The organism is Komagataeibacter swingsii (genome assembly GCF_003207895.1).
GTDB classification, from domain to species: Bacteria; Pseudomonadota; Alphaproteobacteria; order Acetobacterales; family Acetobacteraceae; genus Komagataeibacter; species Komagataeibacter swingsii.
In genome coordinates this window covers 88,401-100,534 of the sequence record NZ_NKUB01000002.1, presented here as the reverse complement: position 1 = coordinate 100,534, position 12,134 = coordinate 88,401, and the positions used below count along the sequence as shown (strand labels likewise).

Genomic DNA, 12,134 nt, shown 5'->3' with positions numbered 1-12,134 from the left:
TCAGCCCGCATTTATTGTTATCAACCAGCAACAAACCGGGCCGCGCGCGGCGGTAGTGGAGTGGAATCAACGTGAAACGACTTTCCTGGCGGCATGTACCTTCGCTTGCGATCATGCTCGCCACCATGGCGTCGGGCACGCTGGCGGGGCAGGCCCATGCGGCAGGGGACGCGGGCGCCCCCGCCCCGCAGGCAGCCGGCCCGTCCGCGCCGAGCGTGCAGACCGGCAGCGATATCCCCGCCCATGTGGCCTTTCCCACCAGCGCGCGCAATTACATCAAGCGCGACGTCATGATCCCGATGCGCGATGGCGTCAGGCTGCATACGGTCATCGTCATTCCGCGAGACGCAACGAACGCGCCCCTGCTGCTGACGCGCACGCCCTACCATGCATCCGAACGGCTGAACCGCATTACGGATGCGCCCGATATCCGTTCCATCCTGCCGCAGGGCGACGATGCGTTTGTCGAGGCAGGGTATATCCGCGTATTCCAGGACATACGCGGCAAATACGGATCGGAAGGGGACTATGTCATGACCCGTCCCCCCCGTGGCGCGCTGAACCCGACCCGCACGGACGAGACGACGGATGCGTGGGACACCATCGAATGGCTGGTCCATAACGTGCCGCAGGGCAACGGGCGGGTGGGGATGCTCGGCTCCTCCTATGAAGGGTTCACTGTGGTCATGGCCCTGCTTGACCCGCATCCGGCGCTGAAGGTCACGGCCCCCGAAAGCCCCATGATCGATGGTTGGATGGGGGATGACTGGTACCATTACGGCGCGTTCCGCCAGGGCGGCCTTGACTACTTTACCGAACAGATGACCGAACGGGGCGATGGGCATACCATCCCGCGCGTCGGCCAGGATGATTACAGCAACTACCTCTCCGCCGGGTCGGCGGAACAGTTCGCCCATGATGCGGGGCTGGACCAGTTCCCGTGGTGGCGGCGCATGCTGGCCCACCCGGACTATGACGCATTCTGGCAGCAGCAGGCCCTTGACCAGCTTCTGGCGCGCCACGGGCTGACCATCCCGACATTATGGGTGGAAGGGCTGTGGGACCAGGAAGACATGTGGGGGGCGATCCACGCATGGCAGGCGGTACAGGCCACCCATCCCACGGTCCCCAATGTCATGGCCATGGGGCCGTGGCGGCATAGCCAGGTCAATTACGATGGGTCATCGCTGGGGCCATTGCAGTGGAATGGGGATACGGCGTCCCAGTTCCGCCATGACGTGCTGCGCCCGTTCTTTGATCAGTACCTGCGCGCCAACGCGCCCGCGGTCCACCTGCCGCAGGCCATCCTGTACAATACCGGGCAGAACCGATGGGACTACATCGACCACTGGCCGCAGGCCTGTGACGGGCAGTGCCCGCACCCGCTCCAGCCGATGTTCATGCAGGCGGGCCATGGCCTGTCCACCCAAAAGCCTGGACAGGATGCTTCGGCATCCGACCGTTATGTATCCGACCCGCAGCACCCGGTGCCGTTCCTGGCCCGGCCCTTTTCCTTTGCAACCGATGCGGACCGATGGAAGACATGGCTGGTGCAGGACCAGCGATCGGCTGAAAGCCGCCCCGATGTCCTGACCTACGAAACCCCGGTCCTGACCACGCCCGTCCGGGTCAGTGGCGTGCCGGTGGCGGAGCTGTACGCCGCCACCACCGGGTCGGATGCGGACTGGGTGGTGAAGGTGATCGACGTCAACCCGCCCACCACCGCCGACCGCCCCGAAATGGGGGGATATGAACTGCCGGTGTCCATGGACATTTTCCGTGGGCGGTACCGCCACGACTTCGTGCATCCCACCGCCATTACCCCCGGCCAGGTGGAGCGTTACCGCTTCACCCTGCCGGTCATCAACCACGTCTTCCAGCCGGGGCACCGGATCATGGTCCAGATCCAGTCCAGCCTGTTCCCGCTCTATGACCGCAACCCGCAGAAATTCGTGCCCAGCATCCTGCAGGCGCGTCCGCAGGATTACGTCGCGGCGACCCAGGACATCTATCATGATCCCGCCCATCCTTCCGCCGTCTGGCTGCCCGTGCTGCCCTGAGGGCAGGCTGGATGCATGATCCCGACGCCACACTGTCCCGCATGGAGCGTTCCGCGGCGTTTGGCGTCGTGCTGGCCATGGAAACATGGGAACGGTTCGGTTTTTACGGCATGCAGGCGATCCTGCTGCTGTACATGGTCCAGAAACTGGGCCTGCATGATACGCAGGCCAACATGCTGTGGGGCAGTTTTTCCGCCCTGACCTATGCAGCGCCCGTGGTGGGTGGATGGCTGGGGGACCGGGTTACGGGATCGCGGCGCACGATGGTGGCCGGTGGCGTTGTCCTGGCCGTTGGGTACCTGCTGCTGGGGGGAATGGGGGGCAGCGCGCGTGCCCTGTATCTCGCCATGGGGATGATTGTTGTCGGCAACGGCCTGTTCAAGCCCAATTCGTGCAACATGGTCACCATCATATACCGTGGGCAGGACCAGAAGCTGGATGTGGCCTTTACGCTCTATTACATGGCCATCAATGTCGGTTCGACATTCTCCCTGTTCCTGACCCCATGGTTGCAGCAGGCCTATGGCTGGGGGGCGGCGTTCGTGGCCTGCGCCGTGGGGCTTGGGCTGGGCACGGGCTGTTATTTCCTGCGCCGCACCCGTCTGGCGCGCATTGGCACGGATCCGGATTTCCGCCCCGTGCCGGTGTGGCGCGTGCTGGCGGTTGTCGCGGGAATGGGGGCTGGTGTTGAACTGTCGGCGCGTGTTTTTGCCTCCACCTCCATTCAGGGGGGGCTTGTCGTGATTTCCGGCATCCTGATCGTGCTTGCGTGGGGCGTGGTGTACAGGCGCGCGGGGCCGGGAGAGCGTCCGGGGCTGAGGATCATGTACCTGCTGACATTCGAGGTGGCGCTGTATTTCATTTTCTACCAGCAGATGGTGACCTCGCTCACCCTGTTCGCCCTGCGCAATGTCGGCAAGGATTTCATGCTGGGGGGCCTGCGCCTGTTTTCCCTTTCGGCGGGGCAGTTCCAGGGGTTCAACCCGTTATGGATCATGGCGGGCACGCCAGTGCTGGTCGCGCTGTATGCCGCGTTGGGGCGGCGGCGTATCGACATGGGCATCGCGGTCAAATTCATCATCGGTTTCGGGTGTGTGACCCTGTCGTTCCTGATATGGTGGGGCAGTGCGGCCCTGTCGACATCGCCCCTTGTCTCGCCATGGGTGATGCTGGTGGGGTATGGCCCGCTTTCACTGGGGGAACTGATGATCAGCGGCCTTGGCCTTGCGGCAATCGCCCGATACGTGCCCGCGCGTATCAGCGCCTTCATGGTGGGGTGTTATTATGTGCTGATCGGGTTTGCCATGTATGTCGGCAGCCTTGTCGCCAACATGGCGGCGGTCGATCCATCCGTCCCGGCTGGCATGGATGCCGCGCGGACACTGGCGATTTACGGCGACCTGTTCCGGTCCCTGACCGGCCTTGCGGCACTGGCCACCCTTGTCTTTGCCCTGCTGCTGCCGCTGGTCAGGCGGTGGGAACGCCAGCAGGCGGGTTGAGGGGGCAGGTCGTCCGATATGAAAAAGGTGCTATGGGCCGTGGGCCTGCTGGTGGCGGGGCTGGCCTGTGCCCGCATGGGGGCGGGCGCGCATTCCCCGGACGCGTTGTGGCATATCGTGCATGAACAGTGCGTGGCGCACGCGGCCGCCGGCCCGTGTGAGGAAACCGACACCCATGCCGGTTACGCCGTGCTGAAGGACCGTGTCGGGATCGGGCAGTACCTGCTGATCCCGACGCAGCGTATTACGGGCATGGAAGACCCCGCCATAACGCGCGGGGATGCGCCGGATTATTTTGCCTATGCATGGCGGCAGACGGTGCGCGTCAATTACAGGCTGTCCCGTTCCCTGCCAGCCGAAGACATGTCCCTGGCCATAAACTCGGTCTATGGGCGGAGCCAGAACCAGTTGCACATTCATGTCGATTGCATCCGTCCCGAAGTCAGGGCGGCCTTGCGCCAGGCGGCGGCGCGCCTAGGCCCCGACTGGGCCGCCCTGCCGCTGCATGGCCATGCCTACCGTGCCCGGCTGGTCAGTACGCCCGACCTGTCGGGGGTGCGGCCTTTCGCGCTGCTGGCGCGGGACATGGCCGATCCCGCGCGGGAAATGGGGCGGCATACGCTGGTGATCGCGGGTATCAGGCAGGCTGATGGCAGGCCGGGTTTCGTCATCCTTGATGACCAGGTCGACCTTGTGCATGGCGACCGCGCATCGGGGGAGGAACTGCAGGACCATACCTGCCAGGTCCGCTCCCGGCCCTGAGCGCGTGGGGCCATGCCGGCGACATGGCTGGTCGCGTTCACATTTTCCTGTAGCCGGGACACATCGAACCCGCAGGCGTATAAAGCCGTTGCACCATCCGGCCCCGGTGGGGCAGGACGGGTATGGTGTTTTTTTCAATCCGGACCCTTTGTCATCAAGGAAACATATATGTCTGGTGTTCCCCTTCCATTTTCAGGAAAAGTGGCCGTTGTGACGGGTGCCGCCGGTAATATCGGCCTTGCGACGGCAACCCGCCTGGCCCGCCAGGGCGCCGATCTGGCGCTGCTGGATGTTGACGCGGCCAAGCTGGAACAGGCACGCGCCACGCTGCTTGAACACGAAGTCCGTATCAACATCCATGCCTGCGACGTGACGGATAACGAGCAGGTCCGCCAGACGGTCGAAACCGTGGTGGCGGAACTGGGCCAGATTGACTTCCTGTTCAACAACGCAGGCTATCAGGGGGCCTTTGCCCCGGTGCAGGATTACCCGGAGGCGGATTTCGCCCGGGTCATGCAGATCAACGTGGTAGGCGCGTTCCATGTGCTCAGGCATGTGTCAGCGCATATGGTCGCGCGCAAATTCGGCCGGATCGTCAATACGGCCAGCATGGCGGGCGTGCAGGGACCACCCAACATGGCGGCCTATGGCGCCTCCAAATTCGCCATTATCGGCCTGACCGAGGTTGCGGCAAAAGACCTTGCCCCCTACAACATCCGCGTCAATGCCATAAGCCCTGCCTTCATGGGGCCGGGTTTCATGTGGGACCGGCAGGTGGAACTGCAGGCAAAGGCGGGCAGCCAGTATTTTTCCACCGATCCCAAGGAAGTGGTGCGGCAGATGATCGGCAGCATTCCCATGCGCCGTTATGGCGACATCAACGAAATTCCCGGTGTGGTGGCGTTCCTGTTCGGTGATGATTCCAGCTACATGACCGGGGTCAACCTGCCGATTTCGGGCGGTATCTGACCCTTTTTACCCGGCAGGCTGTCAGAACGCGTCGCAGCCTGCCGTAATGGCCACGCCCACGGCCTGTTGCTGGAAACGGGTGCGGTAGGTCTGGCGGATGGCGTCAATGCGGTCGGCCAGGTCGGGGGCGGGTGGGGTTACGATCCATACGATCCGGCCCGGTTCACGCCCGATCCGCCCGCTTTCGGGGTCCTGCCATTGCCCTTCCACTTGCAATACGGACAGCCCGGCGGGAAAGCGTGGTGTCACCGTATCGCGCAGGAAGGCGTTCCATTCCCATTTCGTAACGCGGCCGCCATGGGGGCGGCGCAGGCCGAACAGCAGCGATACCCGCACATCCGGCCGTGCATGCAACGCCGCGCAGGCTGGCCCTGCCACGTCGGTCGTGAGGGATGGGGCGGCCAGGCTGCGCGCCATGGCGGGATGAACCCATGCCGTAGCCTCAGACAAGGCCAGCAGGGCGGGCAGGATATGTCGATACGCCGCCATTATTCATTCTCCGCACAGGCATACAGGCCGGAAGACAGGGTAACGGATCCAGCGCCATCCAGCCAGGGCAGGGATGGCGCGCGGCATGGCCCTGGTTCCCGCAGGCTGCCAGCGGATACCAGGGCCATGTACACGCGCGGCAAAAGGGTATCAGGGCAATGCGCCGCGTGGTGGTGCGCGTTCCCCTGAAGGCGCACCACTGCGTAGGGTAACCTTATGCCGGCGGAACGCTATACATGGCGCACAGCTTGTTGCCGGTCGGGTCACGCAGGTAGGCAAGGAACAGGTCGCCGGAGTCATAATGGCGGATGCCCGGCGGGTCTTCGCATGTCGTGCCGCCATTGGCCACGCCCGCCGCGTGCCATTTGCGCACGGCATCCTCCGAACGGGCATGCAGGCCGATTGTCCCGCCATTGGCAGCAGTCGCGGGCTTGCCATTGATGGGCCTGGTCACGATCAGGCGGCCGGTGCGGTCGGCATAAACCAGACGGCCCCTGGCATTGATTTCGGACGGCGGCACATCAAGGGCTTCAAAAGTGCTGTCATAGAATTTTTTCGAGGCTTCAATATCGTTCGAACCGATTACGATATGGGTAAACATGAAAGCTTCCTCTGTTCTGTCCGGATGCGATCATGGCACAGGCCGCGACGGGGCGGCAACCGCGCCGGGATGCGGAATAAGCGTGGACCATTGAGCAATTTTTTGTAACAATACCCGCTGAAATCAGCGATAGGGCTGATGAGTGACCTGATATGTCTGCTGAAAAGGAAAACCATGCGTCTTATTGCTTCCCTGGCCCTCGTGACCGGACTGGTTGCGGCACCGCTTGGCGCGCATGCGGCATCGCTGCATACGGAGTGGGAAAAATACAAGGTGACCCGTGCGTTCAATCATCTGTCCGCTGATGGCCAGCGCGCGATGGCTGATATCCTGAATGCAAAGCAGGTCCTTGATGGCGGCCAGACCGATGCCGCCATTCCCGCGCTGTATGACGCGACCAAGCGCCTGACCGCCGCCGGCAAGGCGAACAGCAAGTTCATCGCCGCTGAAAACAGCCTTCAGCCCGCCCCCCGGCATCCTGCCCCCAGCGGGCATGTCGCGGGCACGACGCCGGTTGCGTGGGTGCCGGTTGGTGGTGAAGTCATTGGCAGCGAAACGCTGGCGCCGGAAAAGAAGGCGGCCATCGCCACCGCCAATACCCAGCTGAAGGCCGGCAAGACCCAGCAGGCGGCGCAGACGTTGCAGGTCGTGGCGGAAGATGCCGACTTCATCATGGCGATCACGCCGCTGGACCAGACGCTGGGTGCGGTGAACCGCGCCACCGTCTTTACCGAAGCCCGCCACCCGAAGGAGGCATCGGCGGCGCTGCAGCAGATCATTGACAATCTGGTCTTCGTTTCCGAGGATTTTGCTGAAACCGCCATTCCCGACCAGGGCGGCAAACAGGCCCCGGCCAGGAAATAACCGGCCGGGCGCCGGGCGCCGGGCGCCGCGCAATGCGCGGGGCATCCGGCGCGGCGGGGGTCATTCATCCCCGCCAACCTTTTTCTTTTCGCGTTCGGCGTCCACGCTCATGCGCTGGAATACGCCAAGGGACACGACAATCAGTGTCGCCACCACCAGCAGGCTGGCCGGATACAGTATATCGGCAGGTTCGGTGGTATTGGTTTCAAATATGCCGACCAGCCCCTCTATAAAGACCGCAATGATGATTGTGGTGATGAATTTGGTCAGGCTGGCGCGGGCTTCGCCCAGGCTTTTCTTGCCACTTGTCTGGATTACTTCCTCCTCCATAAAATACTTGGCTACGTCAAAGACCGCGACGGCAATGACGACATAGCTTATGGCCTGTAATATGGCGTTCCGGCCCGCATGCCACGAATGGCCCAGCGCGGACAGAAGGTCGATCATCCCGAATGTCAGCAGCAGCAGCGCAAGCAGCATCAGCATGACACTGGCGCAGGCAAAGGCGAAGCGTGACAGATGTTGCATGGACAGGTCCCGTCGTTCCTGTAAGGGGCAGTTCACGGTCCGGCAGTTGTCGTATGGAAATGGGGTGGCCCGCATCCCGCGCGCAGGCATGGCTTTTCCTTCACATGCGGCTGGCGTGCAATGGTTTCAAGACGGGGTCATGTCATTGCCTGTGAATTTTTATATTATGAATTCGATACATAATCCATGAATACGCAAGGAAGTATTTATTTTATATTTCACATGGTAAAGCCGGAACCGCCTGTATCCTGCGCCGTTTGTCTGTCCACAGCGCGTATTTTCAGGATTGCTTTCCCATCATGGCCCCAAAATGGGGCAAGGGAAAAAACAAGGGTCCCGCATCCCGCTGCAATCTCGAAAACCGGGAAAGGTGAACGATCATGGTTTATCGCATCAACCTGTATGAATGCCCCAGTAGCATCATAATGATGCCTGCTGGCGGTCGCGACAAAAGCCGGGCGGAAGGGCGCCAGGATGACGCCATTCACGAACATGCAAGAACCTGAACATGACAGCGGGTTTTTGGGCAGATGGTCCGGCTGGCCGGGACCGCTGATACGCGGTGGGCAGGCCGCCCGCGCGCCCGGCATGATGATCTGGCCCGGGCCGTGGATGAACAGGGCAGGGGTCATGTGCCCGTCCGGCGCGATGACGATCTGGCGGCGTGGAACAGGCCCGCCCCCGAATATCTGGAGTAATCCCGATGAAGAAAAGCATGATGGCGATGCTGGGTCTGGCTGTATGCATGTCCGTTCCCGCCATGGCGCAGTCGATACCGGAAAAAACGGGGATCAATTCCCTTATGGGCGTCGCCCCGCGCACGGAAGATTTCGTCAAGATCGCGACGATCAGTGACATGTTTGAAATCCAGTCCAGTGAACTGGCATTGCATAGCCATGATACCGCCTTGACCGATTTCGCGACAAGGATGATCGCCGACCACAAGCAGACATCCGCCGCCCTGCAGGATATTCTTCGTAGTGGCAGCGTGCAGATCCAGCAGCCGACCGCGCTGGATGAAACCCATCAGGACGAACTGGACAAGCTCAGGACCCTGCACGGACGCGATTTCGCATTGCAGTACAGAAGCGACCAGGTATCAGCGCACGAGGATGCCGTGTCCCTGTTCCGCCGCTATGCTGAAAATGGCGAAAACGCCACCCTGAAGACATGGGCCGCCAATACCCTGCCAACACTTGAAAACCACCTGAAGGCGGCCAGGTCGCTGCCGCAATAGGTGATGGGGCGTCGTAATCCCGTCATGCTGTTTTTTTGCACGTTAATTATGCCCGTTACCCCGACGGATGCAACTTTCCACAATACATGCTGTTGAAGCTGGATATCCGGTAAAGGATGGTTCAAATGAAGTATTCATCAGACGGAAACGCGCGGGACGGGCGTGCCCCTGTTGACCCCACGCACGCCCCGCCATTTACAACGCCCGAGCAGAAACGCCATGGTTTCATTGTCGGCTGCATGGTCGTATTCTTCGTCACGCTGATCGCAGTGGTCTGCTGGTTCTTCCCGCAGATCCCGCTGCCCAGATTCTGACATGCCATAATGAACACGACACCCATGCCCCGGATGCCGCTCCGACAGGGGCCGGCATCCGTTTCAGGGACGTTCTGAAAGAACGCGCTGCCCCTTTTGTCCGGGCGCGCGGCTGTGCGTCAGGCCGGGGTCGCCGGATGGCGCGCAGCGTGCGACTGCTCTGTCCGGGGCGCATTGGCGGCAGGCCACGCCATGGCGGGTGCCTGCCACGCATGGCCATGATCCCGGCAGGAATGGAACGCCATGGGCGATATGACGCCATCATGCAACACCGGCGATGAACAGGCCGTGACCGACCTGGCGCTGGACCTGCACTGGACATGGAATCACGCCACCGACCGGCTGTGGCGCCAGCTTGCGCCCGATATATGGGACCATACGCATAATGCGTGGACCGTGCTGCTCAACACGCCGCGCAGCCACCTGCGCAGCCTGCTGGCGCGGGCGGATTTTCGCGACATGCTGGCGCAACTGGTGCAGGCCCATGCCGACAGCCAGAAAAAACCGGCATGGTTCACGCAGGTCTGCACCCAGTCCCCGCCACCCACTATCGCCTATTTCAGCATGGAATACATGCTGGATGAGGCCCTGCCCATCTATTCCGGGGGGCTGGGCAATGTGGCGGGGGACCAGTTGAAGGCCGCAAGCGACCTTGGCGTGCCGGTGGTCGCGGTGGGGCTGCTTTATGCGCAGGGCTATTTCCGGCAGGGTTTTTCCCCCACCGGGCAGCAGGAAGCCCTGTATCCCATTAATGATCCCGCCCAGTTACCGCTTGCGCCGGTATGCGATGGCAATGGCGACCGGCTGCGCATACCCTTCCGCATTGCCACGGGCCAGGTCTGGCTGCGGGCGTGGCGGGCGCGGGTGGGACGCACGGCGCTTTACCTGCTGGACACCAATGACCCCGACAATCCCCCCGATATCCGCTGTATTACAACACAGCTTTATGGCGGGGATGATACGCTGCGCCTGCGCCAGGAACTGGTGCTGGGCATCGGGGGCTGGCGCCTGCTGCGTGTGTTGGGGCTGCGGCCCGATGTCTGCCACCTGAACGAAGGCCACGCCGCCTTCGCGGCCCTTGAACGCGCATGCGGCCTGATGGAAGACCTTGGCATCCCATTCGCCCATGCCCTGGCCATCGCCCGCGCGGGCACGGTCTTTACCACCCATACGGCAGTGCCCGCGGGATTTGACCGCTTCGCCCCGGAACTGGTGCGGCGGCACCTGGATTTTTACGCCCGCCATGGCCTCCGCACCGATATCGTCGAGATACTGGCGCTGGGACAGGGCGCGGGCGCATCCCCCGATACCACTTTCAACATGGCCTGGCTGGCGCTGCGTGTCAGTTGCGCGGTCAATGCCGTCAGCCGCCTGCATGAACAGGTCAGCCGCAGCCTGTTCAACCCGCTGTTCCCCCGCTGGCCGCAGGTCGAGGTGCCGGTATCCCATGTCACCAACGGGGTGCATGTGCCCACATGGGACAGCGCCGCCGCCGATGCGCTGTGGACCAGTGCGGCGGGCAAGGATCGCTGGCTTGGCACGCTGGAGGGGATGGAGCAAGGCATCCGCGCCATCCCCGCCCATGACCTGTGGCATACCCGCGCGCAGGCCCGCGCGGCGCTGGTCGGGTTCATTGCGGGACAGCACAGCGCGCGTTCCTGCTTTGCGGGCGGGCAGCATGATTGCGGCATGCCGCCGCCGGGGTTCGATGCGGATGTCCTGACCATCGGTTTCGCGCGCCGTTTTGCCGCCTACAAGCGCCCCGACCTGCTTTTGCATGATCCCGACAGGCTGGCCCGCATCCTGACCAGTACGGCCCGTCCCGTACAACTGGTGGTCGCGGGCAAGGCGCACCCCCGGGACATGGCGGGGCAGGCCCTGATTGCGCGGTGGATGGAATTCATCCGGCGGCCCGACCTGTGCGGCCGTGTAACTTTCCTGGTCGATTATGACATGTCCATCGCCCGGCGGCTGGTGGAAGGGGTGGACCTGTGGGTCAACACGCCCCTGCGCCCGTGGGAAGCGTGTGGCACCAGCGGCATGAAGGTGCTGGTCAATGGCGGCCTGAATGTGTCCGAACCCGATGGATGGTGGGCCGAAGCGGGCGCGCCGGATGTGGGCTGGGTCATTGGCGATGGCATGGATCATGGCGAAGGCCCCCGGCGGGACGCGCATGATGCGGATTGCCTGTACACCCTGCTGGAAAACGAAATCATCCCCCTGTTCTACCAGCGTGACGGGGCGGGCATTCCGCAGGGATGGGTCGCGGTCATGCGTGAAAGCATGGCCCGGCTGACCCCGCGCTTTTCGGCCAACAGGGCGGTGCGTGACTATACGCGGCAGTTCTACCTGCCCGCCGTCGCCGCCTATCGCGCGCGCCTGGCCGACGGCGGGGCGAAAGCGGCGGCACTCGGGCGCTGGCAGCAGGCGCTGGCGGCGGGGTGGCGCGACATACGCTTTGGCGCGCTGCGGGTCACCCGCGTGGCGGAGCGCTGGCACATCAGTGTCGGGGTGCATCTGGGGTCGATTACGCCGGACATGGTGCAGGTACAGCTTTATGCCGATGTACCCGCCGGGATGCCGCTTGTCGTGCCGATGGCGCCCGTGCCGGGCGGGGTGGACGGGCTGCCGGCCTATGGCGCGGAAGTGGACGCCGCGCGTGCCGCCACGGATTATACGCCACGGGTCGTGGGCTTTCACCCCGATGCGTCCATTCCGCTGGAAGCCGCTTTCATCACATGGCAGAAATAGGCGCGGCCCCTGCGCAAGGAAATAATAATGACGGGACTATATTCATAATTTCCGTCATAT

General features: G+C 63.0%; 12 protein-coding genes. 9 read left to right on the top strand and 3 right to left on the bottom strand.

The window, feature by feature from the left end; translation table 11 throughout:
* The first annotated feature begins 71 nt into the window (after positions 1-71).
* The 4 genes from CFR76_RS02255 to CFR76_RS02240 all read left to right on the top strand — a co-directional run bounded on the left by CFR76_RS02255 (position 72) and on the right by CFR76_RS02240 (position 5,290).
* Positions 72-2,060: a CocE/NonD family hydrolase gene (locus CFR76_RS02255; protein WP_110555625.1), complete on the top strand. Its 1,989-nt coding sequence runs from the start codon at positions 72-74 to the stop codon at positions 2,058-2,060.
* An 11-nt stretch (positions 2,061-2,071) separates the two neighbouring features.
* Complete coding sequence (locus CFR76_RS02250; protein ID WP_110555624.1) at positions 2,072-3,559, top strand: peptide MFS transporter; 1,488 nt, start codon at positions 2,072-2,074, stop codon at positions 3,557-3,559.
* Between the two features lie 18 nt (positions 3,560-3,577).
* Entirely contained in the window at positions 3,578-4,321 is a 744-nt protein-coding gene (locus CFR76_RS02245) for a CDP-diacylglycerol diphosphatase (protein ID WP_244191732.1), read from the top strand.
* 168 nt (positions 4,322-4,489) lie between these two features.
* Positions 4,490-5,290, top strand: coding sequence for an SDR family NAD(P)-dependent oxidoreductase (locus CFR76_RS02240; protein WP_167402034.1), 801 nt, complete (start codon positions 4,490-4,492; stop codon positions 5,288-5,290).
* A 21-nt stretch (positions 5,291-5,311) separates the two neighbouring features.
* On the opposite strand, the gene CFR76_RS02235 is transcribed toward CFR76_RS02240, so the two are convergent.
* The gene (locus CFR76_RS02235; RefSeq protein WP_110555622.1) at positions 5,312-5,779 is read right to left on the bottom strand and encodes a DUF3574 domain-containing protein; all 468 of its coding nucleotides are present in this window, start codon (positions 5,777-5,779) and stop codon (positions 5,312-5,314) included.
* Positions 5,780-5,993: 214 nt separating this feature from the next.
* Entirely contained in the window at positions 5,994-6,380 is a 387-nt protein-coding gene (locus tag CFR76_RS02225) for a VOC family protein (protein WP_110555620.1), read from the bottom strand.
* A 174-nt stretch (positions 6,381-6,554) separates the two neighbouring features.
* Here CFR76_RS02225 and CFR76_RS02220 point away from each other — a divergent pair, with 174 nt between their 5' ends.
* Positions 6,555-7,244, top strand: coding sequence for a YfdX family protein (locus CFR76_RS02220; RefSeq protein ID WP_110555820.1), 690 nt, complete (start codon positions 6,555-6,557; stop codon positions 7,242-7,244).
* A gap of 60 nt (positions 7,245-7,304) precedes the next feature.
* Here CFR76_RS02220 and CFR76_RS02215 read toward each other — a convergent pair whose 3' ends face one another.
* Positions 7,305-7,772, bottom strand: a complete 468-nt coding sequence (locus tag CFR76_RS02215; protein WP_025438261.1) for a hypothetical protein — start codon at positions 7,770-7,772, stop codon at positions 7,305-7,307.
* Between the two features lie 530 nt (positions 7,773-8,302).
* On the opposite strand from CFR76_RS02215, the gene CFR76_RS17920 reads away from it, so the two are divergent.
* The 4 genes from CFR76_RS17920 (at position 8,303) to glgP (ending at position 12,074) form a co-directional block, all read left to right on the top strand.
* Positions 8,303-8,470 (top strand): hypothetical protein, encoded by a 168-nt coding sequence (locus tag CFR76_RS17920; protein ID WP_167402033.1) that lies wholly within the window; start codon positions 8,303-8,305, stop codon positions 8,468-8,470.
* A gap of 5 nt (positions 8,471-8,475) precedes the next feature.
* The gene (locus CFR76_RS02205) at positions 8,476-9,009 is read left to right on the top strand and encodes a DUF4142 domain-containing protein (protein WP_110555618.1); all 534 of its coding nucleotides are present in this window, start codon (positions 8,476-8,478) and stop codon (positions 9,007-9,009) included.
* Positions 9,010-9,134: 125 nt separating this feature from the next.
* Positions 9,135-9,323 carry a hypothetical protein gene (locus tag CFR76_RS18210; RefSeq protein ID WP_176643747.1) on the top strand — a complete coding sequence of 63 codons (189 nt, stop codon included), beginning with the start codon at positions 9,135-9,137 and terminating at the stop codon, positions 9,321-9,323.
* 243 nt (positions 9,324-9,566) lie between these two features.
* On the top strand, positions 9,567-12,074 hold the full coding sequence (glgP, locus tag CFR76_RS02195) for an alpha-glucan family phosphorylase (RefSeq protein WP_110555617.1): 2,508 nt from the start codon (positions 9,567-9,569) through the stop codon (positions 12,072-12,074).
* The last annotated feature ends 60 nt before the right edge of the window (positions 12,075-12,134 follow it).